This window comes from Ruegeria sp. BC3 (assembly GCF_056539265.1).
Genome location: NZ_JBQFUP010000009.1, coordinates 29,071 through 51,012, shown reverse-complemented (window position 1 = coordinate 51,012; position 21,942 = coordinate 29,071). Strand labels below are relative to the sequence as shown.

Annotated in this window: 22 protein-coding genes and 1 tRNA gene; 14 read left to right on the top strand and 9 right to left on the bottom strand. The window is 58.8% G+C overall.

Annotated features, from left to right (window positions below; translation table 11 throughout):
• Positions 1 to 107: 107 nt before the first annotated feature.
• The 4 genes from ACR0MV_RS19350 to ACR0MV_RS19335 form a co-directional block, all read right to left on the bottom strand.
• Positions 108 to 184 (bottom strand) — tRNA-Arg (locus tag ACR0MV_RS19350).
• A 64-nt stretch (positions 185 to 248) separates the two neighbouring features.
• Positions 249 to 1,631, bottom strand: a complete 1,383-nt coding sequence (locus tag ACR0MV_RS19345) for a sensor histidine kinase (protein WP_480703326.1) — start codon at positions 1,629 to 1,631, stop codon at positions 249 to 251.
• Positions 1,632 to 1,649: 18 nt separating this feature from the next.
• Positions 1,650 to 3,068, bottom strand: a complete 1,419-nt coding sequence (locus tag ACR0MV_RS19340; RefSeq protein ID WP_480703325.1) for a dihydrolipoyl dehydrogenase family protein — start codon at positions 3,066 to 3,068, stop codon at positions 1,650 to 1,652.
• Between the two features lie 4 nt (positions 3,069 to 3,072).
• Positions 3,073 to 3,831, bottom strand: coding sequence for a TVP38/TMEM64 family protein (locus ACR0MV_RS19335; protein ID WP_437440842.1), 759 nt, complete (start codon positions 3,829 to 3,831; stop codon positions 3,073 to 3,075).
• Positions 3,832 to 4,101: 270 nt separating this feature from the next.
• Between ACR0MV_RS19335 and rpmH the strand changes: the two genes are divergently transcribed.
• From rpmH to ACR0MV_RS19265, 14 genes are all read left to right on the top strand, one after another.
• Entirely contained in the window at positions 4,102 to 4,236 is a 135-nt protein-coding gene (rpmH, locus tag ACR0MV_RS19330) for a 50S ribosomal protein L34 (RefSeq protein WP_005980833.1), read from the top strand.
• A gap of 25 nt (positions 4,237 to 4,261) precedes the next feature.
• Positions 4,262 to 4,687 carry a ribonuclease P protein component gene (gene rnpA, locus ACR0MV_RS19325; RefSeq protein WP_480703324.1) on the top strand — a complete coding sequence of 142 codons (426 nt, stop codon included), beginning with the start codon at positions 4,262 to 4,264 and terminating at the stop codon, positions 4,685 to 4,687.
• On the top strand, positions 4,684 to 4,932 hold the full coding sequence (yidD, locus tag ACR0MV_RS19320; RefSeq protein ID WP_480703323.1) for a membrane protein insertion efficiency factor YidD: 249 nt from the start codon (positions 4,684 to 4,686) through the stop codon (positions 4,930 to 4,932). Before rnpA ends, yidD begins: the two co-directional genes overlap by 4 nt.
• A 67-nt stretch (positions 4,933 to 4,999) precedes the next feature.
• Positions 5,000 to 6,616, top strand: a complete 1,617-nt coding sequence (locus ACR0MV_RS19315) for an acyl-CoA dehydrogenase family protein (protein ID WP_480703322.1) — start codon at positions 5,000 to 5,002, stop codon at positions 6,614 to 6,616.
• 44 nt (positions 6,617 to 6,660) lie between these two features.
• Complete coding sequence (ttcA, locus tag ACR0MV_RS19310; RefSeq protein ID WP_480703321.1) at positions 6,661 to 7,554, top strand: tRNA 2-thiocytidine(32) synthetase TtcA; 894 nt, start codon at positions 6,661 to 6,663, stop codon at positions 7,552 to 7,554.
• Positions 7,555 to 7,625: 71 nt separating this feature from the next.
• Positions 7,626 to 9,158 (top strand): putative bifunctional diguanylate cyclase/phosphodiesterase, encoded by a 1,533-nt coding sequence (locus tag ACR0MV_RS19305; protein WP_480703320.1) that lies wholly within the window; start codon positions 7,626 to 7,628, stop codon positions 9,156 to 9,158.
• A 123-nt stretch (positions 9,159 to 9,281) separates the two neighbouring features.
• Positions 9,282 to 11,111: a membrane protein insertase YidC gene (gene yidC / locus ACR0MV_RS19300; RefSeq protein ID WP_480703319.1), complete on the top strand. Its 1,830-nt coding sequence runs from the start codon at positions 9,282 to 9,284 to the stop codon at positions 11,109 to 11,111.
• A complete protein-coding gene (locus ACR0MV_RS19295; RefSeq protein WP_480703317.1) occupies positions 11,108 to 11,845 on the top strand; it encodes an MOSC domain-containing protein in 738 nt (245 codons plus the stop codon). Before yidC ends, ACR0MV_RS19295 begins: the two co-directional genes overlap by 4 nt.
• The gene (gene yihA / locus ACR0MV_RS19290; protein WP_170429344.1) at positions 11,842 to 12,495 is read left to right on the top strand and encodes a ribosome biogenesis GTP-binding protein YihA/YsxC; all 654 of its coding nucleotides are present in this window, start codon (positions 11,842 to 11,844) and stop codon (positions 12,493 to 12,495) included. The genes ACR0MV_RS19295 and yihA overlap by 4 nt, the downstream gene beginning before the upstream one ends.
• Complete coding sequence (locus tag ACR0MV_RS19285; protein ID WP_254445868.1) at positions 12,492 to 12,860, top strand: DUF2946 domain-containing protein; 369 nt, start codon at positions 12,492 to 12,494, stop codon at positions 12,858 to 12,860. Before yihA ends, ACR0MV_RS19285 begins: the two co-directional genes overlap by 4 nt.
• A 66-nt stretch (positions 12,861 to 12,926) precedes the next feature.
• Positions 12,927 to 14,330 (top strand): PepSY-associated TM helix domain-containing protein, encoded by a 1,404-nt coding sequence (locus ACR0MV_RS19280; RefSeq protein WP_480703315.1) that lies wholly within the window; start codon positions 12,927 to 12,929, stop codon positions 14,328 to 14,330.
• Positions 14,331 to 14,433: 103 nt separating this feature from the next.
• Complete coding sequence (argB, locus tag ACR0MV_RS19275) at positions 14,434 to 15,297, top strand: acetylglutamate kinase (RefSeq protein WP_170429339.1); 864 nt, start codon at positions 14,434 to 14,436, stop codon at positions 15,295 to 15,297.
• Positions 15,298 to 15,315: 18 nt separating this feature from the next.
• On the top strand, positions 15,316 to 16,002 hold the full coding sequence (locus ACR0MV_RS19270; RefSeq protein ID WP_480703313.1) for a ferredoxin: 687 nt from the start codon (positions 15,316 to 15,318) through the stop codon (positions 16,000 to 16,002).
• Positions 15,999 to 16,496 carry a SixA phosphatase family protein gene (locus tag ACR0MV_RS19265; protein WP_480703311.1) on the top strand — a complete coding sequence of 166 codons (498 nt, stop codon included), beginning with the start codon at positions 15,999 to 16,001 and terminating at the stop codon, positions 16,494 to 16,496. The genes ACR0MV_RS19270 and ACR0MV_RS19265 overlap by 4 nt, the downstream gene beginning before the upstream one ends.
• Positions 16,497 to 16,543: 47 nt before the next feature.
• Here ACR0MV_RS19265 and ACR0MV_RS19260 read toward each other — a convergent pair whose 3' ends face one another.
• The 5 genes from ACR0MV_RS19260 to ACR0MV_RS19240 all read right to left on the bottom strand — a co-directional run bounded on the left by ACR0MV_RS19260 (position 16,544) and on the right by ACR0MV_RS19240 (position 21,940).
• A complete protein-coding gene (locus tag ACR0MV_RS19260) occupies positions 16,544 to 17,335 on the bottom strand; it encodes an amino acid ABC transporter ATP-binding protein (RefSeq protein ID WP_170429330.1) in 792 nt (263 codons plus the stop codon).
• A 12-nt stretch (positions 17,336 to 17,347) separates the two neighbouring features.
• On the bottom strand, positions 17,348 to 18,646 hold the full coding sequence (locus ACR0MV_RS19255; protein ID WP_480703310.1) for an amino acid ABC transporter permease: 1,299 nt from the start codon (positions 18,644 to 18,646) through the stop codon (positions 17,348 to 17,350).
• A gap of 3 nt (positions 18,647 to 18,649) precedes the next feature.
• Positions 18,650 to 19,882 (bottom strand): amino acid ABC transporter permease, encoded by a 1,233-nt coding sequence (locus ACR0MV_RS19250; protein ID WP_480703309.1) that lies wholly within the window; start codon positions 19,880 to 19,882, stop codon positions 18,650 to 18,652.
• A gap of 126 nt (positions 19,883 to 20,008) precedes the next feature.
• On the bottom strand, positions 20,009 to 21,025 hold the full coding sequence (locus tag ACR0MV_RS19245) for an amino acid ABC transporter substrate-binding protein (RefSeq protein WP_170429321.1): 1,017 nt from the start codon (positions 21,023 to 21,025) through the stop codon (positions 20,009 to 20,011).
• 207 nt (positions 21,026 to 21,232) lie between these two features.
• Positions 21,233 to 21,940 (bottom strand): ATP12 family chaperone protein, encoded by a 708-nt coding sequence (locus tag ACR0MV_RS19240; RefSeq protein WP_480703308.1) that lies wholly within the window; start codon positions 21,938 to 21,940, stop codon positions 21,233 to 21,235.
• Positions 21,941 to 21,942 lie beyond the last annotated feature (2 nt).

Below are 21,942 nucleotides of genomic sequence, written 5' to 3'. Positions count from 1 at the left end.
ACTGGTATCCAACGTTGGGGGCGCCTTCTGATGTCGCACGCTCACCTAGTTTCTGGTCCAACTATGACGGTTGGGTAAGGTTCGTGTGACGTTCAACAGGACACCAATGGCGGACCGAGGAGGATTCGAACCCCCGACCCCTTGATTCGTAGTCAAGTACTCTATCCAGCTGAGCTATCGGTCCGCGTTGGTGAGGCGGTATGTAGACCCGGTGTTCGGGACGTGCAAGTCGATTCTTCAAAAAAATTTCAAAAAGTCCCGTCGCCCCGGGGAAGCCTGATTTCGAAGGTTGTGCCCTCGGGTCCGGTTTCCGCAAGCACGAGGTCTCCGCCGTGCCCGCGCACCAGTTCTTGTGAGATCGCAAGCCCCAACCCGGAACCGCCTTTGCGTACACCGCCCTGAAACGGGGTAAACAGGTTTTCACGCGCTTTGGGCGGCAAACCTGGGCCATTGTCGCGGATCTCGATGCACCAGCTGGTATCATGCTCACAGCCCGCGATAGTGACCTTACCGGGTTTACCCGACGCGATGAGTGCCTGACGTGCGTTGCGGACAAGGTTCATCATCACGCGGAATATCTGCTCAGGGTCCGCACGGGCTACGAGGTCATTTGGCACCTCATTCACGATCTCAACGCAGGCATCCGCGACCGCTAGCTGTTCACTGGCCACAACGTCTTCGGCGATGTCGCGCAGGGGCACCATGGTCAGGGTCGGCGCGGGTTCTTCCGCGCGCCCGAATGCCAGCGTGCTTTCGCACAAGGACACGGCGCGGGTTATCGAGTTCACAAGTTTGGGCGCCATCCGCCGCACCAATGGATCATCGCTGGTTTCGATACGGTCAGTGAACAATTGCGCAGAGGTCAGAATGTTTCGCAGATCATGGCTGACCTTTGCCACCGCACCGCCCAGCTGCGCCAGACGTTCACGCTGTTTCAGGGCCTGGGTCAGTTCCGTCTGCAACTGCTGTAGCGCTTCTTCCGCCTCGCGGAGTTCGGTCACCTTGGAATTGGGTGAGATGATCCCCCGCGCGTCTTCGGGCGCCCCGGCATAGCGCTGCATGTAACCGACCACGCTTTTGATCGGCTTGACCAGAACGACCCGGACAGCGAGGAACAGAAAGAACGCGGTGATGATGGAAATCACGAAGGACAAGCCCAGGATGCGAAGACCGTAGTCTGTCATCGCCATGCGCAATGGCATGCTGTCGATTGTCACCTCGATCAACAGCCCTGCGCCTTTTACCGGCTCGCCGATCACGCGGATCACTTCGTTTTCCGGGGTGAACAGACGTGCGAGCGCATCGCGGATCAGGACCAAAGGACCGGCATCGCGCAGATCATATGTCTTGGTGATCTGCTCCGGAATGGGCGAGGACAGCATCAGCTGCCGCACCTCGTCCCGGCGCAGCACAACATTGTAGACGCCTGCATTGGCCAGTAGCTCGGCCTCAAGCTCGTCGGCCAGCATGTCATCGGCCAGCAAAGCCAGCGAGGCGATCTGAGCACGCTCAAGCCGGTTCAGCAGGAAATCCTCACGGAATCGCGCGATTGAAGGCACAAAGATCAATATCTCGGCCAACATCACGAAGACCGTTGTCAGGATCAGAAAACGGCCCGACAGCGAGTTCAATTGGCGCTCCTTTCCCGGTCAGGGGATCCAGCGCTGGACGAACCTGACCACTCGTTTAACCGTCTGATTCTCAAACAGCCTTGGCGAGAAATAGGCACCCGCCACCCTTTTGTTAAGCTCTCCGATCGTCGGATAGGGCGAAACCATCGCAGCAATCTGCCCCATCTTCAGGTTATTGGCCAATGCCAGCGACCACAAGTTGATCAGTTCCCCCGCCTGATGACCCACGATTGTGGCCCCAACAGGTCGGCCTTTTACGACCATGACCTTAATGAAGCCTTTCGTCTTACGCTCGGAAATGGCACGGTCGTTGTGGTGGTAATCAAACCGCGCGATTTCGACCCTGTCGCCATGTTGGGCGCGGGCCTGCGCTTCGGTCAGGCCAACCTGAGCCAATTCCGGGTCCGTATAGGTTGCCCAGGGGATATGCGCGGTTTTGGCCTTGGACGGCAGCCCGAACAGCGCCGAACGGATGATGACCCCGGCGTGATAGCCAGCGACATGCGTGAACTGCAGGCCACCGGCCACGTCGCCGATTGCATAGACCCTGCGGTTCGTGGTGCGCAGCGCCTCGTCAACCTTGATCCCGGTGCGGGTCGGTTCAATCCCGGCAGCCTGCAGGTTCAACCGGTCGGTATTGGCCTTTCGTCCGGCTGCCAGCAACAGATGCGAGCCTGTGTAAATCTCGCCCTTCTCGGTCACGACCTCAACAGTGCCATTGTTGTCCCGAATCTGCGCCACCATTGCGTCTTCGTGGATCTCCACACCTTCTGCGCGGAGCGTATCCAGCACGATCTCGGCGGCCTCTGGGTCGTCCTTGCCCAGCGCTGTCATCCCTTCGATCACCGTGACTTTGCAGCCTAGCCGGATATGGGCCTGCGCCATTTCCATGCCGATAGGGCCGCCGCCTATGATCAGCAGATGTTCAGGCTTGTCGCGCAGGTCGAAGATGGTTTCGTTGGTATAGAACGGCACCTGATCCAGACCGGGGATCGGTGGCACCAAAGGAGACGAGCCGGTTGCAATCACAACCCGGCGCGCAGTGATCAGGTGATCGCCCGCCTGCACTTGGCTCGGAGAGACAAAGCTGCCGAATTCGCGGATCACCTTGACGCCAAAGCCTTCGAACCGTTCCTGACTGTCCATCGGTTCAATCTGCGCAATCACGTCATGCACATGGTCCTTGGCAGCGGCATAGTCCACCTGCGGTACGACATCGGCAACGCCCAGCGCTGATGCATGCGCCTGCCCATAGGCGGCTTTACCGCTGGCGATCAGCGCCTTGGAGGGGACACAGCCAAAGTTCAGGCAATCTCCGCCCATCTTGTGGCCTTCCAGCAGAATGACGTCTGCGCCCATCTGGCTTGCACCTGCCGCGACCGACAGGCCGCCTGACCCGGCCCCGATCACCAGGATATCGGTTTTCAGCTCTTGCATGATTTCAGCCGTCCTTTCGGCCACGCAACGATTTGATGACGATTGGCAGCGTAGCTAGCACACACAAGCCGATGATCGGGCCAATGACAAACGGTTCCCATAGCAACGAGACGTCGGGCGTTTCGCCCCGATCAAACACACCGCCCAAGCCAACACCGATCCAGGTGTAGACGATTCCGCCCGGAATAATGCCCAGCGCAGTGGTGATAAGGAAATTGCGGAACTTCACCCCCACCAGCGCAGGGACCAGATTGGCAACAAAGAATGGCACCACCGGCACAAGACGCAGTAGGAACAGGACCGAGATCTCATTTTCGCGCAGACCGTCCTTGAGCTTTTTGATCGTCCCTTCAGACGATTCCAGTCGCGCGGTCAGAGATTCGCCCAACCCCCAGCGTGCAGCAAGGAAGATCGCAGAGGCTCCGATTGTGGCCGCAAAGACATTGAAAACGGTGCCTGCGAAAAGGCCGAACAGGAACCCCCCGGTCATCGATGCGACTGCCGCGCCGGGTAACGAGAAGGCGACGATCACGATATAGACCGCGATGAACACCCCGGCCATCGACCAATAATGCGTGTCACGCCATGCCAGCAGGGCCTCGCGGTTGTCGCGCAGGGTCTCGAATGTCAGGTAGTCGCCCAGCGTAAAGAAACCCACCGCCGCCACGGCGAGAATCACCAATAAAGGTATATGTCGCGCAAGCCCGCTTCGCGGGGCCTGAGTTGTATCGCTCATGACGCTGTCCGATTTCGTGCGTTTCATCTTGCCTCCAACATGCGCTGCCAGCGCGCCGCGCAACAGGGGCCTCACGGGGCGTTGATCTTTACGGCAGGGAATGTGAGGGATAGGGCTGTGAAAACCGGTGTTTTGAAACCTTTTGCCCGTTGCGGTTACAGAATTGTTGCAAAAGGCGCGAAAACCCCCACCTAGGGGTTTGACTTACCCCCCGCTACCCAGTAGAGGACGGGCTTCGAACACTAGGGCTAGGCGAATCCGCGCCGCACCCGACCGCTATAGATTGGAGACGGAGCGATGAAACGCACCTATCAGCCTTCGAACCTGGTTCGCAAACGCCGCCACGGTTTCCGCGCGCGCATGGCCACTAAGGCCGGCCGCAAGATCCTGAACGCACGCCGCGCACGCGGCCGCAAGTCGCTGAGCGCGTAAACCGCTCACCGATCAGGTTATGAACATGACGCCGCCGGAGGCCCCTGAGGATGGTAGCAACCAGCCGAGGGTCAAGCCCCCGGCGGCGTCCGTTTGCGCGCCTGAACCCTTAACCGTTCTGAAGAAACGGTCCGATTTCTTGAAAGCCGCCCGTGCGCGCAGGCAGGGCACGTCGTCGATGATGGTGCAGGGCCGCAAACGGGTCGAGGGCGAGGCCGAAGGCATCCGAGTCGGGTTCACCTGTTCCAAGAAAGTCGGAAATGCAGTTGCCCGCAACCGCGCCAAGCGTCGGCTGCGTGAGGCCGCGCGCGCCGTTCTGCCGACCCATGGCCGCGCGGGATGGGACTATGTTCTGATCGGCCGGGCGGATACGACTGCGAACCGCCCGTACGCAGCCTTGCTGGATGACCTGCGTTATGCGCTGCGCAAGATCCACAGCGACCGGAAATGACTTTTCTTTCCCATATCGTCGCCCTGCCCATCCGGGTTTATCGATTAGTATTCAGCCCGTGGGTCGGCTTCAACTGCCGGTATCAGCCTACTTGCTCGGCCTATGCTCTGGAGGCGCTGGAAAAACATGGCGTCGTAAAAGGCAGCTGGTTGGCAGCTCGCCGGATTGGACGCTGCCACCCCTGGGGCGGCGATGGATACGATCCGGTACCCGATCGAAAGGACGACAGCGGCTGCTGTTCGTGACCCGCCGTCAGACTTGACCGTTTCAACGCTCGGCTGAACACTTGGCTCAGCTGAGCATGAGGTCAAAATGACATCCCAAGCCCGCCACACGCTGCCTACCCACGACGTGGTGAACCAACCGCCCTCACGCGGTGATACGAATGTCTGGTCGTCAGATCTCGTGCTACAGAACGCGGCGCGATTTTCTGGTGCGCGCACCGACCCGCTGGCATCCTATGGCGATGTGTTGGGCCGCTCCGAAACCCGAGAATTGGGGCGCGAGGCAAATCGCCACCCGCCGGAACTGCGACTGTTTGATCAGGGCGGCAGACGTTTGGATGAGGTGCGCTTTCACCCGTCGTATCACAAGATCATGGGAGTCAGCCAATCCGCGGGTTACGCTTCGTTGGCCTGGGATGGGCAACCTGGCGGCCACGCCACCCATGCCGCAATGATGTATATGGCAGGTCAGATCGAACCCGGCCATTGCTGCCCGCTGACCATGACCTATGCCGCGATCCCTGCGCTTGAGGCCAACAAGGATCTAGCTGCAATCTGGCGACCTAAGCTGATGGCGCGCAGCTATGACCCCTCGACAAAACCGATCGAACAAAAAGCCGGCGCCACGCTGGGCATGGCGATGACCGAAAAACAGGGTGGCTCAGACGTGCGCGCCAACACCACCATCGCCACGCGGGATGGCGATCATTGGCGGTTGCGCGGTCACAAATGGTTCTGTTCAGCTCCGATGTGCGACGGCTTCCTGACCTTGGCGCAAGCGCCCGGCGGTCTGACCTGTTTCCTAGTACCCCGCTGGCTGGAAGGCGAACGCAATGCGATCCACCTGATGCGCCTGAAAGACAAGCTGGGGAACAAGGCCAATGCCTCGTCTGAAATCGAGTATCATGACACCCTTGCCTATCAACTCGGGGACGAAGGCGCTGGCGTTCGCACGATCATCGAGATGGTGCATCATACGCGCCTCGACACAGCTGTCGCGCCTGCAGGTCTGATGCGCGCGGCCCTTGTCGAAGCCCACCACTGGGTCTTGCACCGCAGCGCCTTTCAGCGCCGTTTGATCGATCAACCCCTGATGCGGTCGGTTTTGGCCGACCTTGTGTTGGACTGGGAAGGCGCACTGACCCTTGGAATGCGGGTTGCTCAGGCCTTTGACGGTCAGACGGACGAGGACAAAGCCTTTGCCCGCATCAGCGTCGCTCTGGCGAAATTCCTAAACAACAAACGCTGCCCCACTGTGGTCGTCGAAGCGATGGAGGTGCTGGGCGGCATGGGCTACGTCGAAGACACGCAGATGCCCCTCCTCTACCGCGAAGCGCCGCTCAACAGCATTTGGGAAGGGTCAGGCAACGTGATTTGTCTGGATATTCTGCGCACCATCGGCCGCGACCCACTGGCGGCCGAGGCGTTGCAGGTTGAACTCGACAAGGCAACCGGGGCCGACCGGCGCTTTGACGAAGCACTCAAGGCCCACCGCAAACGTTGGCCCGGACTGCCCGCAGAAGCCGAGGCACGCTGGTTCGTCGAGAACACGGCGCTGCTGCTGACGGCCAGCCAATTGCTGCGCCATGCCCCCGGCGCGGTGGCGGACGGCTATATTGCGGCCCGGCTTATGGGCAATAGCGGGCGCATCCACGGGTCGGTGTCCGGTTTGGACACGGATGCCTTGGTCGCGCGCCTCGGTTGACCCGAATACTTGCCCGGTTGCGTCAACTGCTGTAGGGGCAGCGCATGTTTGACGAAGCTGACGATATCCACCCGCTCTTTGCTGGCGCGCCTTCGACGACCGAGTTCAAGAAGCTGCGCAAGCGCATCGTGCGCCAAACCCGTGAAGCCATCGAGCAATACGGGATGGTGGACCCGTCCGCGCATGACAAGGACGGCAAACCGCCTCGCTGGTTGGTCTGCCTGTCGGGCGGCAAGGACAGCTATACCCTGTTGGCCGTACTGTACGAGCTGAAATGGCGCGGCCTTCTGCCCGTCGACCTGCTGGCCTGCAACCTGGATCAGGGACAACCCGGATTTCCGGCGACCGTCCTACCCGAGTTTCTGGAACGCATGGGTGTGCCGCATCGGATCGAGTATCAGGACACGTATTCCGTTGTGATGGACAAGGTTCCGCAAGGCCGCACCTATTGCGCGCTCTGTTCCCGCCTGCGTCGCGGCAACCTGTATCGCATCGCGCGCGAGGAAGGGTGCAGCGCCGTCGTGCTGGGTCATCATCGCGACGATATTCTTGAGACCTTCTTCATGAACCTCTTCCATGGCGGCCGTCTGGCCACCATGCCGCCCAAGCTGGTCAACGAAGAAGGTGACCTGTTCGTCTTTCGCCCTCTTGCCCATGTGGCCGAAGCCGATTGCGAGAAATTCGCCAACGCGATGAACTATCCGATCATCCCATGCGATCTTTGTGGCAGCCAAGACGGGTTGCAGCGCCAACAGGTGAAACAGATTCTCGACCAGTGGGAAAAGAACAGCCCCGGTCGTCGCCAAGTGATGTTCCGAGCGCTGACAAACGCACGCCCCTCGCATCTTTTGGACCCGAAACTGTTTGATTTTCAGAATCTTATGCTCAGTTCGGGTGAAAAAGACCTCAATTCGGAAGAAATTCCTCAGTTGCGTTAACGAGTGACTCAGAATGGTTTCCTAGGGTCGACCAGAGCGTTTTGTACGCAAGGTAGAGGCCCGAACACCCGATGTGGAAACATATCTCAGTCAACAAAGCTATTGATTCTCTGGCCACGGCGCTAAGCGGGCCGCCCGCTTTGGCCTTTGCACCGGCGATCAGTCTGGCCGCCTACTGGACGGGCGGCGGGCGTGCTTTGATCGTCGTCGCGCTTGCGCTGCCGGTTGTGTTTGCAATGGCCGCGTCGACGGCAAATCGGACGGGCAAACGTGCCAAAGGCGATGGAGGGCTTGCCCCCATAGAAACCTTCGCACATGAGATGGGCGCGTTGCTGAAAAACCCGCGTTCAGATCATGAGGCCGCGTGCATGATCGTCGAACTGGACGGGTTTCCCGAATTTTTGGATCTGCACGGGAATGCCGCCGGCCAGCTGATGGCTGACCAGTTCCGCAGCCGGATTCTGTCAGTCATCCGCTCGCAGGATATTGCCGCGGGTCTCGATCAGGGCAGGATCGTCATTGGCCTGCCTTCGTCAAACACTCTGGATCTTGAGGCCTGCATCCAGATGTCGGGGCGTATTCAGACCGCCGTTGACGAACCGATCGTCCTGAACGGAACCAGTGTTTATGTATCCTGTTCGATCGGTTTCTGCCTGCAATCCACTCTTTCAGATCACACCTTTGCCGACTGGGTTGAAGCCGCAAGTGCGGCCTTGTGCGAAGCGCAGCGGAACGGTCCCGCTACTATCCGCGCCTACACGGCAGAAACACAACGCCGGGCGCGTGTCCGCGCCAATCTGCGCAGTGAGTTTCTTGCGGCTTTGGACAGCGGCGAAATCCGCCCATGGTTTCAGCCGCAGATCTCAACCGACACGGGGCAGATCACGGGGTTTGAGGCTCTGGCCCGGTGGGAACACCCCCAAAAGGGCGTGGTAGGGCCGCAGGTTTTCCTGCCCTTTGCCGAACAGGCCGACCTGATGGAACGCCTGGGCCAGGTGATGCGCCACCACGCATTTGCCGCGATGCGCGATTGGGACCGAGCGGGAGTTATGGTGCCTCGGATTGGCGTAAACTTCTCGTCGGACGAACTGCGCGATCCAGCGCTAATTGACCGGCTGAAATGGGAGCTGGACCAAAATGACCTGACCCCCGACCGGCTGGCTGTCGAAATCCTTGAAACCGTGTTTTCCCGCCGCCCCGATGACGTGATTACCCGCAATGTGACAAGCATGTCCCAACTGGGCTGCTGCATCGACCTGGACGATTTTGGGACCGGCCACGCATCCATTGCCTCAATCAAGCGCTTTGATGTGTCGCGCATCAAGATCGACCGTTCATTTGTGGCCAAGGCAGACCGTGACGCCGGCCAGCAACAACTGGTGAGCGCGATCCTGACCATGGCAGAGCGGCTGAGTGTCGAGACATTGGCCGAAGGGGTGGAGACCCCCGGCGAACATGCTCTGATGGCGCAACTGGGTTGTGATCACGTCCAGGGCTTTGGGATTGGAAAACCCATGCCGTTCGAAAAAACGCTGGATTGGATGGCAGCACATCAGAACAAGCTGAACGGAATGCCGAAAATCGGGCGCAAAGCAGGGCCATAGACGCGAATTAACGCCATAGAACGCTGATCCGAGGTAAAATAAAGGGCGATTCCGCTTGACCTTTGGCCCTGCACTCTGTTGAACCCAGCGGGTGTCTTTCACTGCTCAAGGTGGCTGTCCCAGATGGACGATCAGAATAAGAATCTCATCCTCGCAACCGCGCTCAGCTTTCTGGTGATCCTGGTTTGGTTCGTGCTCTTTCCTCCTCCCGAGCAGACCACTCCGCCGGAAGCGACTGAGATCAGTGCAACGGACGGCACCGAGATTCAAACGCCGAGCGCGGCGGGGACCAACGCAGTTGGCGAAGCTACTGCTGAGGGGACAGAAGTTGAGCCTGACGCGCAGGCCCCCCGGATCGACATCGAAACGCCGCGCCTGAAAGGCAGCCTGTCCTTGTCCGGCGGTCGCATTGATGAGCTATTCCTGAAGGACTACAAAGTTTCGATCGACGAGGGTGCGCCCATTGTTGAGCTGCTTTCGCCGGTGGGTTCTGAATCCGCCTACTATGCCTTGTACGGATGGGCACCGGGCGCAGGCGTCGCCGGGGCTGATGTGCCCGGCCCGAACACCCTTTGGACTGTCGAAAGCGGCGAGACCCTCGGCGTGGATACGCCCGTGACCCTGAAATGGGACAACGGCAACGGCCTGACTTTCCGCCGTACCATTGCGGTTGATCACGACTACATGTTCACCGTCACCCAGTCCGTCCAGAACAACACCCAGGCCGAAGTTGGCATGGCCCCCTACGGTATCCTGGCCCGCCACGGCATTGGCGAAGACGGCGACCTGCCCGGCCTGAAGAACTTCTTCATCCTGCATGAAGGCGTTATGGTCATGGCCGACGGCGTCCTGGACGAAATCGACTATGGCGACGTGCGCGACTTTGACATTGATCCGAACGAACGCGCGCAGGCCGAAGTCTTTCAGGTCAAAGAAGGTGGCTGGGTTGGCTTTACCGATCACTACTGGATGACCACCCTGATCCCGGAAGAAGGGGCCGCCTTCAAAGCCGCTGCAAAATACGACGCGCGCCGCAAAATCTATCAGACAGAGACCGTCCTGCCGACTGTGGCCGTTGCCCCGGGCGCGACAGAAGAGGTCACTACGCGACTGTTTGCCGGTGCCAAGGAATGGGAAACCATCCGCGAGTATCAGAACGAGGGCGTTCAGAAATTCATCGACAGCATCGACTGGGGTTGGTTCTATTTCCTGACCAAGCCGATCTTCTGGCTGCTGCACAACATCAACGTCCTGATTGGCAACATGGGCTGGTCGATCATCGGCCTGACGCTGATCATCAAAGCGATCCTGTTCCCACTGGCGTTCAAATCCTACGTCTCGATGGCGAAGATGAAAGAACTGCAGCCGCAGATGGAAGCCCTGAAAGAGGCCGCTGGCGACGACCGCCAGAAGATGCAGCAGGGCATGATGGAGCTGTACAAAAAGGAAAAGGTAAACCCGGCCGCAGGCTGTTTGCCGATCCTTCTGCAGATCCCGATCTTCTTCTCGCTGTATAAAGTGATCTTTGTCACCATTGAACTGCGTCAAGCCCCGTGGTTTGGCCCGTTCCAGGACCTCAGCGCGCCGGATCCGACCTCGATCATGAACTTGTTTGGTCTGCTGCCCTGGGGCGGTCCGCAGCCGGACACCTTCATGGCGCTGATCTTCATCGGCATCCTGCCACTGCTGCTGGGTATCTCGATGTGGCTGCAGCAAAAGCTGAACCCGGCACCAACCGATCCGACGCAGGCAATGATCTTTGCCTGGATGCCGTGGGTGTTCATGTTCATGCTGGGCAGCTTTGCCAGCGGGTTGGTGGTCTACTGGATCGCGAACAACACGATCACCTTCACGCAACAGTATCTGATCATGCGCAGCCAGGGTTACAAACCTGATGTGTTTGGCAACATCAAATCCGGCTTCAAGCGAACGCCGAAAACGGATGACAAATGACCGGTGAAGTGACCAGCCTCTGGCGGCATCCGATCAAAAGCCACGGTCGCGAAGCTGTGCAATCCGTAACCATGACCCCCGGGCAGACCATGCCCGGGGATCGTGTTTGGGCGGTTGCGCATGAGGCGTCCAAGGCGGACGGGTCGGATTGGGTACCGTGCGCCAATTTCAGCCGCGGTGCCAAGGCACCACAGTTGATGGCGATTGAGGCACACACCAACGAAAAAAGCCTGACCCTGTCTCACCCGGATCGTCCCGAATTGACCTTTGATCCGGATCACGAGGTTCAGGCCTTTCTGGACTGGGTCAAACCGTTGATGCCCGCTGACCGTGCCGCCTCGGCGCGGATCATACGGGCTCCGGGTCGTGGAATGACCGACAGTGATTTTCCGTCGATCAGCCTTTGCAACATGGCATCGAACCGCGCTGTTGGGCAAAAGCTGGATACCGATCTGTCGATCAATCGCTGGCGCGGCAATATCTGGTTTGATGGCTTGCCGCTGTGGGAAGAGCTCGACTGGATCGGTCGCGAGGTTCAGATTGGCGCGGTCGTATTCCAAGTGCGCGAACGGATCACCCGCTGTCTGGCAACAACCGCCAACCCTGACACGGGCCAACGCGATGCCGACACTCTGGGCGCGCTGGAAACATGGGGCCATCAGGATTTCGGTGTCTATGCCGAGGTCATTCGAGGTGGCGAAATCTCGGTCGGCGACAAGGTGCATCTGATATGAACACTCTGCCTTTCCCACTGGCCGAAGATCCGGACGAATTCGCGCTGGAACGTGGTCGCAAACTGTTCGCGGGACCGTCTGAGTTTGTCAAAGGCGTGGTCGCCATGAACGGCCTGCCAGCACCTGACCGGCTTGAGGTGTGCTTTGCCGGACGTTCAAACGTGGGCAAGTCCAGTCTGATCAACGCGCTGACTGGTACCAAAGGTCTGGCACGCGCTTCGAACACGCCCGGACGCACGCAAGAAATCAACTTTTTCACGCAAGGTCCTGAGCTGTATCTGGTGGACCTGCCCGGATATGGATACGCCAACGCCCCGGTGAAGGTCGTGGAAAAGTGGCAGCGTTTGCTGAAACAATATCTCAGCGGCCGTCAGACCTTGCGCCGGGCCTTTGTTCTGATTGACTCGCGCCATGGGGTAAAACCGGTCGATGCCGAGATCATGAAGCTGTTGGACACCAGCGCCGTGACGTTTCAGTGCGTGATGACCAAAGCCGACAAGGTGAAGGCCAATGAACGTCAGAAAGTGCTGGATCAGGTGCGCGGTGCGCTGTCTAAACACCCTGCCGCCTTCCCCGAGATCGTCCTGACCTCGTCCGAGAAAGGTGACGGCATTCCGACGCTTCGTTCGATCATCGCGCATCTGGAATGAGTTTCCTAACCCGCATTTTCCCAGTGCTGACGGTGTTTGCACTGGTGCTGACCAGCGCAATCCCGCAAGGCTGGATGCCCGCGATGGGCAGCGACGGGAAAGTTCTGCTGGTGATCTGCACCGGCGAAGGTACGGTCGAACAATGGGTCGATCTGAACGCGGACGAACCCGTACATGACGACACGGATCAGCGCATCCTGTGCCCTTTCGCGGGTCTAAGCTCTGATACTGTCCTGCCGTCGGTCGGTGCGGTTGTGTCGTTCGCGGCGTCGATCCAGCCCCGCTGGAACCATCGCGACTTTACCCACCGCAGCGCCGGGTTTTACACCCGCTACGATGCCAGGGCTCCGCCCCTCTTCTCCTGATTCACTTCCTTCCTTGTGAACCTGCGCAGGCGCTGCGCGGGGCAATTTTCGAATCCGGAGACTAAAATGGCATTGGACAGCCAAACCCTGGGGGACACCCCGGCGCAGAAGACTGCTGCGCAAAAATTCTATTTCGCCGCTTGGCGGTGGCATTTCTACGCGGGGATCTTTGTCATCCCTTTCCTGATCATTCTGGCGGTTACTGGGCTGATGATGATGTTCATCACTCAATTCGATGGTCGCGACGGCGAAATGATCGCGGTCGAGGTTCAGGGCACCGCCCTACCCGTCTCACAACAAGCCGAGATAGCCTTGAACGCCGTACCCGGTACAGTCGTCGAGTGGATTGGCCCCAAAGCGGCCGATCTGGCCACCGTGTTCCGTATCAAGACAGAAGAAGGTCAGCGCCTTGTGGCCGTCGACCCCTATGCCGGGGACGTCCTGCAAATCTGGGACCGGCGCGCAGGTTGGTATGATCTGGCGGACAACATTCACTCGACCCTTCTGATCGGCACAACCGGCGACCGCATTCTTGAGATCGCCGCCGGGTTGAGCCTGTTGCTGGTCTTCACTGGCCTCTACCTGTGGTGGCCGCGCGGCAACGCAATCGCCGCGTTCGTCCCTAATCTGCGCGCGCGGGATCGCGCCTTTTGGAAGTCCCTGCACGCGGTGGTCGGGTTTTGGATGTCCGGTTTGCTGGTTGTCTTCCTGATCTCAGGTCTGTCCTGGGCCGGCGTCTGGGGCGGCATGATCGTGCAGCCCTGGAGTAGTTTCCCGGCCGAGAAATGGGATAACGTTCCCTTATCCGACGAGACCCACGCCAGCATGAACCACGGCCACCAGAACGACGTCCCCTGGGCGCTGGAACAAACCCCAATGCCCGCTTCAGGCTCGGATGCTGGGATCGACGGTGTACCACAAGGCACACCCGTGGACATTGACGCCCTCGTGGCGCTTGGCACCGCGCTGGACATGACGGGACGTGTCCGGGTCGCCTATCCCAGCAGCGAAACCGGCGTCTGGACCCTGAACCGCGACAGCATGAGCAGCGACTCGACCGATCCGGTGAACGACCGGACCGTTCACGTTGACCAGTTCACCGGCAAGATTCTGGCGGATGTCCGATACGAGGACTACTCGCTTATGGGTAAATCCATGGCCATCGGTATCCCGTTTCACATGGGCCTGATGGGGACGTGGAACTTTATCCTGAACCTGGTGTTCTGCCTGTCGGTGATCTTTGTCTGCATCTCGGGTGTGGTGTTGTGGGTCAAGCGCCGGCCTCAGCGCGCTGCTCGGTTGGCAGCACCACCAATGCCGTCAGAGATGCCGTTGTGGAAAGGTGCCGTACTGATCGGCCTCTTTATCGCCATGGCCTTCCCGTTGGTCGGATTGACGCTGCTGGTTGTGTTGGCACTGGATTTGCTGTTGATCAGCAACGTTCCGGCAATGAAACGCACCATGAGCTGACCTGAGCGGGCCGCTTCGGGTTATCCGGGCGGCCCAATCTACGATCCGGTCTTGGCAGAGCTGCGCAAACCTCCTAACACGGGGTCCCAGAGGGACAGCAGCCATGAAGACACGAGACATGAACCGGGACTGGATCGCCACCGCCGCAACGCTGAACAGCGCATTGCCCTATCTGCAACGCTATGACGGTGCGATTGTCGTCATCAAACTCGGCGGTCACGCCATGGGCAGTGACGAAGCGATGGAGAGCTTTGCGCGCGACGTCGTCCTCATGCGTCAGGTCGGGGTGAACCCGGTGATCGTGCATGGCGGCGGTCCGATGATCAACGCGATGCTGGACAAGCTGGACATCGAGTCCGAGTTCGTAAACGGCAAGCGTGTCACCGACAAAGCCACTGTAGAAGTGGTCGAGATGGTTCTGTCTGGCCTTGTGAACAAACGCATCGTTCAGGCGATCAACGATCAGGGCGGAATGGCGGTTGGCCTGTCGGGCAAAGACGCGCAGTTGATGCTGTGCGATCAGACCGATGAATCTCTGGGCTTTGTTGGCAGCCCGGCGGAAATGAACCCGAAAATCCTGCATAACCTTTTTGCGCATGATGTAATTCCGGTGATCGCCCCGCTGGGCGCGGGACGGAATGGCGAGACGTTCAACGTCAATGGTGATACAGCCGCCGGCGCCATTGCATCTGCGCTGAAAGCCGATCGCCTGCTGCTGCTGACAGATGTCTCTGGCGTCAAGAATGCGGCAGGGGACGTTGTAACCGAACTGAAAGCCGGTCAGATCCGCGAGATGACGCTGGATGGCACGATTGCAGGCGGTATGATCCCCAAGACCGAAACCGCGCTGGATGCGCTGCACAGTGGCGTTCGGGCGGTCGTCATTCTGGACGGACGAGCCCCCAATGCGGTCCTCCTTGAGCTATACACAGAACACGGCGCCGGATCACTGATCCGCCCGGACTAAGCCTCAAGAGGAGGAGACATGCCAGACCGCGCCAAACTCTCCTCTGACGCTGCTACGTATACCTATGAACAGGTTGAACAGGCTGCAAACGCGGCCGGTTTGATCGTCATGGGCGCGCTTCATCCGCGTGTTGCCGATGCAAAGCAACTGGACGGCGGCACGCTTATCCTGCTGGGCGCAGGGGCCGATTTTTGGCCTACTCTCAAGGCTTCAGACGAATGGCAAGGCGATGACCCGGTTGATCGCTGGTCACTACGCGTGGTCGGTCAATTGGCGCAGGACTTTTCTGCCCAGGCGCATTTTCCGTTTGGTGGTCCACCCTATGCGCCGTTTATTGACTGGGCGTTGAAATCAGGGCGCACCTTTAGCAGCCCCGTTGGTGCCTTGGTGCATGATGAGGTCGGCATGATGATCTCATTCCGGGGCGCTCTGCACTTCGAGCATGAATTTCCGATCCCCGCGCCGAAGGGTGTATCACCTTGCACCACCTGCGCAGCACCTTGCACCCAAACCTGCCCGGTGAGCGCGTTGAACAGCCAAAGCTTTTATGACGTCGCAGCCTGCCATGACCACCTATCCACCGTCCAAGGCCAAACCTGCATGACGGGCGGATGCCTTGCGCGGCTATCCTGCCCGCTTAGCGCGGGTGCCGGACGAGACCCCGAGCAATCCGCACACCACATGAGAGCGTTTCACCCGTCATGAGCCGCAGACTGATCCTGACCCGCCATGCCAAATCCAGTTGGGACAGCCTTGCCCTGGCGGATCATGATCGCCCGCTGAACAAGCGCGGTCGTAAGTCTGCCCCGGCAATTGGGGCATGGCTGCGCGAAAACGAATGGCTGCCGGACGAAGTGCTCAGCTCGACTGCGACCAGAACGCGGGAAACCTGGGACAGGATGGGTTTGCAGGCCAACAAACTGTGCTTTCACCGCGCGCTTTATCATGCTGAGCCCGCAGACATGCTGATCGAGCTTTCCGGTGCGACCGGGCATACCGTCCTGATGCTGGGCCACAATCCCGGCATCTCGGCATTTGCTGAGCGGATTGTCAAACATCCGCCGGACCACGCAAGGTTCTACGACTACCCCACCTGCGCGACGACGGTGATCCGATTTGATATGAGCGATTGGTCAGAAATTCGCTGGCACAGTGGCGAGGTCGAAGGGTTTGTCATTCCGCGCGAACTGCTGGAATGAAAAAGGCGGGGACAAAGCCCCGCCTTTTCTTAGGGTCGTGAACCGGTTCAGTGACCCAGAATTTGGCTGAGGAACAGCTTGGTCCGGTCACTTTTGGGGTTGTTGAAGAACTCTTCCGGTTCGTTCTGTTCCACGATCTGACCGGCATCCATAAAGATCACTCGGTTGGCGACCTGACGGGCAAAGCCCATCTCGTGCGTGACGCACAGCATGGTCATACCTTCCTCGGCCAGTTCGATCATGGTGTCGAGCACCTCTTTGATCATCTCGGGGTCCAGTGCCGATGTCGGTTCATCGAACAACATGATCCGCGGCATCATGCAGAGCGAGCGGGCAATCGCCACACGCTGCTGCTGACCACCTGAAAGCTGACCGGGATACTTGTCGGCCTGTTCAGGGATTTTGACCTTCTCCAGGAAGTGCATCGCACGCTCTTCGGCCTCTTTCTTGGGCGTCTTGCGCACCCAGATCGGGGCCAGCGTACAGTTTTCCAGAATGGTCAGGTGCGGGAACAGGTTGAAGTGCTGGAACACCATGCCAACTTCAGAGCGGATCTTGTCGATGTTTTTGAGGTCATTCGACAATTCGATCCCATCCACAACGATCTTGCCCTGCTGATGTTCTTCCAGCGCATTCAGGCAGCGGATCAGAGTGGATTTGCCCGAGCCCGACGGGCCCGCGATAACAATCCGCTCGCCCTGATTGACGGTCAGATTGATGTCGCGCAGCACGTGGAAGGACCCGTACCACTTGTTCATTCCATTGATTTCGATGGCGACCTCGTCGCTCACCTGCATCTTGGAGCGGTCGATTTCGCGGTCAATTGCAAGTTCAGACATGCGTTGAACTCCTTAACGGTGATCGGTGGCAAGGCGACGCTCGAGCCACTGTGAATATTGAGAAATGCCGTAGCAGACGACAAAGAACAGAAGCGCGGCAAAGCCCAGAAGCTCCCAATAGACGCCGTTCCATTCGGTTGACGCCAGAATTGGACCCCGGATCATGCCCACCAGATCGAACATCGAGATGACCGAAACCAGTGTGGTGTCCTTGAACAGGCCCACGGCCACGTTCACGATCCCGGGGATCGAGATCTTCAGAGCCTGCGGCAGGATGATCAGGCGCATCGCCTGCGGGTAATCCAGACCCAAGCTGTCTGCTGCCTCGTACTGCCCGCGCGGAAGCGCTGCCAGACCGCCGCGGATCACCTCGGCGATATAGGCGGCTGAGAACATGGTGATCATGATCACGACGCGCAGGAATAGGTCGACCGTGCTGTCAGGCGGGAAGAAGTACGCCAGCATCACCGAAGCCACGAACAGCAGCGTGATCAAAGGCACGCCGCGGATGAATTCGATGAAGATAACGCAGACCCACTTGATCAGCGGCATGTTGGACTGACGACCCAAAGCCAGGGCGATACCCAGAGGCACGGACAACGACACACAGGTAACACCCAGCATGAGGTTGAGCATGAAGCCACCAAGATCCCGGCTGGGAACGGCTTTCAGCAGCGCATTGTCTGATGCCCCTTCGGGGATCAACGCTGCACCAACGTTCCAGACGATCAACGCGACAACGATTGCGCCAAAGAACCCGGCCGCAAAGCTGTTTCTGCCAAGCTTCTGGAATACGGCACCCGCAGCGACAAAGCCAACCAGCGCCACCAGAGGCGCAAGAATGGTGCCCCCCCAGATCAGCCAGAACGCGACGAACGGGTAAAGCGCTGTGAAGATCAGCAGTTTGCGCGGCAAATCGAAGAACAGCACCGGTGCTATTGCCACCAGCATCAGGACGAAGGCCAGATTTGGGCGCCAGTAGGCATCATCAGGGTATTTGAACCCGTAGATCAACTGGTGCCAGCGCTCGGTCAGAACCGCAAAACACGCGCCAGTTTTTCCGTCCAGAATCTCTCGGCACTGCGCCAGAGAGTCGGCGTGCCAAACCCCGTTCACAATCCACGGCAACGTATTGCGCAGAAGCAGATAGATCAGGACCAGCGACAGAACTGTCAGGATGGTGTTCGTGACGCCCGAGAACAGGTTCTCACGCAGCCACTTCACCGCGCCGGTTTGGTTTGCCGGAGGTGGCGCTGGTGGGATTGTCCCCTCGGCCACGAATGCGATCGGATTGGTTGTTTGATCGGCCATGGCTCAGCGCTCCTTCAACTTGACGGATGCGTTATAGATGTTCATCGCCATCGAGATCAGCAGCGATGCCGTCAGGTAGAACAGCATCAGCAACAGAACACACTCGATCGCGCGACCGGTCTGGTTCAACGTGATACCACCCAAAGTCGCGGTGATGTCCGCATACCCCACAGCAATCGCCAGTGACGAGTTCTTGGTGATGTTCAGATATTGCGAGATCAACGGCGGGATGATGACCCGCAGCGCTTGCGGCAAAACCACCAGGTTCATGATCCGCCCCGGACGCAGACCCAGCGCCGCAGCAGCCTCGGTCTGGCCTTTCGAGATCGCTTGGATACCCGCACGAACGTTTTCCGCGATGAACGCGCCTGTGTAGATGGACAAGGCAAACCAAAGCGCAATCAGCGGACCGCCGACTTTGATGCCTCCGCTAAAGTTAAAGCCCTTCAGTTCCGGGATATCCCATGTCAGGCCCATCAGCAGCATCAACACAACAAACGGACCAAGCCAAACAGCCAGTTTAGGCAGCATCGTTTTGGGGCGAATGCCGGTTTCTTCCTGCTTACGCGCTGCCCGCTTTTCGATTTCACGAGCGACAAACCAAGAGGCGACAAAGCCAGCGATCACGACAAGCCAGTTAAGCAAGGTCGCACTGAACAGGCCATGCGCAAACTCGGGGCGCGGAATATAGACACCGCGGTTTGTGAATGCAAAGGCGTCAAACAGCATGCTCGATGTCGGGTTGTCCCCCCGGAACGCACGCGGCCCCGGCAGCACAGCGGTCATGATCGTGAAGATGATGATGATCCAAATCAGGACCGGAATATTCCGGAAGATCTCGACATACACCGCCATCAGTTTCGACACGAGCCAGTTGTTCGAAAGCCTCAGAACACCTGCGATCACCCCGAACACGGTGGCGGTGATACAAGCCAGAAAGGCAACAAGAAGCGTGTTGAGTATACCGACAACAGCCGCACGCCCGTGTGAGGACTGGCTGTCATATTCGATAAGACGCTGGTTGATGTCATACCCGGCTGAATCGCCAAGGAATGAGTAAGAAATATTCAGGCCGGCGGCCCGAAGGTTCTGGATCAGGTTGTTGCCCAGATACCAAATACAAAGCGCAATAACGATGGCCGCGATCACCTGAAATGTAAGTGAGCGATAGCGGGTATCGTTTATGAGCATCGACAACCGAAAATCAGCTTTCGGTGGGTCAGTCATAGTCGACATATTTTGGGATCCCCGTAGCTTGCGGGCTACTTATTTTCGGCGAGGTTTTCCCCGCTCTGCATCTGCCCGCAGCAGTTTATTATAGAAGAGGGCGCAAGTTTCCTTGCGCCCTCATCCGTCTATGTTTTAGCGGAACGGCGGCGAGTACAGCAGACCACCTTCGGTCCACTGGGCGTTCAGGCCACGTGCCAGACCGATCGGTGTTTCTTCACCGATGTTCTTGGCGAAGACTTCACCATAGTTACCGCCAGACTTGATCGCTTTTGCAGCCCAGTCGGCGTCCAGTCCCAGCATCTCGCCCAGGGTGCCTTCGGTACCCAGCAGGCGGTTGATTTCCGGGTTGTCGGTACCAGCGCTCAGCTCGTCGATGTTTGCCGAGGTCACGCCCAGCTCTTCAGCCGAAACCAGTGCGTTCAAAGTCCAGCGAACAACGTCACCCCACTCGTGGTCGCCATGACGGACCAGCGGGCCCAGCGGCTCTTTCGAGATGATTTCGGGCAGCAGGACGTGATCACCGGGGTTTTCGAACGTGGCGCGGGTTGCGGCCAGGCCCGAAGCGTCGGTGGTGTAAACGTCACAAGCGCCAGCCAGGTACTGCTGCTGCGCTTCGGCGTTGGTTTCGATCGGAACCGGTTCGTAGCTGATGTTGTTGGCACGGAAGAAATCGGCCAGGTTCAGCTCGGTGGTGGTGCCGGTCTGGATACAAACGGTTGCGCCGTCCAGTTCCTTGGCCGAGCTCACGCCCAGTGCCTTCGGAACCATGAAGCCTTGACCGTCATAGTAGTTAACACCGACGAATTCGAATTTCAGGTCGACGTCGCGGCTGAAGGTCCAGGTGGTGTTACGGGCCAGCATGTCGATCTCGCCGGATGCCAGCGCGGTGAAGCGGGTTTTACCGGTGGTGGGAACGAACTCAACTGCGTTCGCATCGCCCAGAACGGCTGCAGCAACAGCGCGGCACAGCGAAACGTCAAAGCCTTGCCACTCGCCATTTGCATCGGGTGCCGCGAAGCCGACCAGACCAGTGGTCACACCGCAGTTCAGTTTGCCGCGCGCTTTGACGTCGTCAATCGTCCCCGCAGCAGCAGCGCCTGCAGCCAGACCGGCAATCGTTGCCGCGCCCAAAATTACGGATTTTTTCATTTTTACCTCTTCCTGATTTTCCGCCCCGTTTCGGGGCGGCTCTGTCCGGCGCCTCTGGCACCAGAAAGGTTTACCCAAAGGCGTCTCCCCTTTAGTGCGCACGAGTTTGGTCGCATTCATAAACAAACGTCAAGGGTCGGATCAGGGAAAACGATGAGTCAATTCAGAGATCACCGTGTCTGTGTCAAAAATTAACACAGAATAGGCTCAGATAGAGATTTCAAAGAACCGTTTAGCGTGCAAAAAGGCCGCTCTTTTTGTTTCCGAGGCGGCGTGAGCCTCGTCATCATGGCCCCATTGTTCGATTTGCCACAGCTCATCAAGCCGTGAGATCTCCCAAATCTGGTCAGCGCTGCGCCAGTCCATCGCCGCGGCAAACCCTAAGATCAACGAGCCGGACAGGCTGACCAGATCATGAAAGGCCGCCAACTGGAAGTCATTGAAATCGTGTACGCGGCCCCGCAGCGTGGCAAGTGATGCCGCTGATTGAGGCTGATGCAGTACGCCCGCCACAGGTACCAGCCGAGCGGCCAGCGTGTCAGCGGCCCAATCCAGCGCCGGATCCCAGCTTTCAGCCTGGCGTTGCTGCAATTCCTGCGGGTGAGTCGCCCGATAGCACAACAAGTCCGAGTCACCGTAATCGGCCAGCATGTCTGCAACCTCGGCGTGCTGGTGGCGGACCTTATCGATGGCGGCATTTGCCGATCGGGTGAAAGGCATCCGGGTCGGGTCGACCTCTTTTTCCTGCGCGTCCCACTCGGCCGCAACCTCTTGTGCCATGGCCAGTGTTGGCAAGATCAGCCCAGCTTTGGCTGGTGTTTTCACCCGACGACCATCCAATTCGACCGTATATCCGTCATCCGCTTGGACGACCGCGCTTGCAGTCCAAAATCGCTTAGGCTTCCAGTCGCTCATGT

Coding starts and splice junctions, on each gene's coding strand:
- ACR0MV_RS19340 (WP_480703325.1), bottom strand. CDS start 3,068: ATGCAAGAGCTGAAAACCGATATCCTGGTGATCGGGGCCGGGTCAGGC.
- ACR0MV_RS19335 (WP_437440842.1), bottom strand. CDS start 3,831: ATGAAACGCACGAAATCGGACAGCGTCATGAGCGATACAACTCAGGCC.
- rpmH (WP_005980833.1), top strand. CDS start 4,102: ATGAAACGCACCTATCAGCCTTCGAACCTGGTTCGCAAACGCCGCCAC.
- rnpA (WP_480703324.1), top strand. CDS start 4,262: ATGACGCCGCCGGAGGCCCCTGAGGATGGTAGCAACCAGCCGAGGGTC.
- yidD (WP_480703323.1), top strand. CDS start 4,684: ATGACTTTTCTTTCCCATATCGTCGCCCTGCCCATCCGGGTTTATCGA.
- ACR0MV_RS19315 (WP_480703322.1), top strand. CDS start 5,000: ATGACATCCCAAGCCCGCCACACGCTGCCTACCCACGACGTGGTGAAC.
- ttcA (WP_480703321.1), top strand. CDS start 6,661: ATGTTTGACGAAGCTGACGATATCCACCCGCTCTTTGCTGGCGCGCCT.
- ACR0MV_RS19305 (WP_480703320.1), top strand. CDS start 7,626: ATGTGGAAACATATCTCAGTCAACAAAGCTATTGATTCTCTGGCCACG.
- yidC (WP_480703319.1), top strand. CDS start 9,282: ATGGACGATCAGAATAAGAATCTCATCCTCGCAACCGCGCTCAGCTTT.
- ACR0MV_RS19295 (WP_480703317.1), top strand. CDS start 11,108: ATGACCGGTGAAGTGACCAGCCTCTGGCGGCATCCGATCAAAAGCCAC.
- yihA (WP_170429344.1), top strand. CDS start 11,842: ATGAACACTCTGCCTTTCCCACTGGCCGAAGATCCGGACGAATTCGCG.
- ACR0MV_RS19285 (WP_254445868.1), top strand. CDS start 12,492: ATGAGTTTCCTAACCCGCATTTTCCCAGTGCTGACGGTGTTTGCACTG.
- ACR0MV_RS19280 (WP_480703315.1), top strand. CDS start 12,927: ATGGCATTGGACAGCCAAACCCTGGGGGACACCCCGGCGCAGAAGACT.
- argB (WP_170429339.1), top strand. CDS start 14,434: ATGAAGACACGAGACATGAACCGGGACTGGATCGCCACCGCCGCAACG.
- ACR0MV_RS19270 (WP_480703313.1), top strand. CDS start 15,316: ATGCCAGACCGCGCCAAACTCTCCTCTGACGCTGCTACGTATACCTAT.
- ACR0MV_RS19265 (WP_480703311.1), top strand. CDS start 15,999: ATGAGCCGCAGACTGATCCTGACCCGCCATGCCAAATCCAGTTGGGAC.
- ACR0MV_RS19260 (WP_170429330.1), bottom strand. CDS start 17,335: ATGTCTGAACTTGCAATTGACCGCGAAATCGACCGCTCCAAGATGCAG.
- ACR0MV_RS19255 (WP_480703310.1), bottom strand. CDS start 18,646: ATGGCCGATCAAACAACCAATCCGATCGCATTCGTGGCCGAGGGGACA.
- ACR0MV_RS19250 (WP_480703309.1), bottom strand. CDS start 19,882: ATGTCGACTATGACTGACCCACCGAAAGCTGATTTTCGGTTGTCGATG.
- ACR0MV_RS19245 (WP_170429321.1), bottom strand. CDS start 21,025: ATGAAAAAATCCGTAATTTTGGGCGCGGCAACGATTGCCGGTCTGGCT.
- ACR0MV_RS19240 (WP_480703308.1), bottom strand. CDS start 21,940: ATGAGCGACTGGAAGCCTAAGCGATTTTGGACTGCAAGCGCGGTCGTC.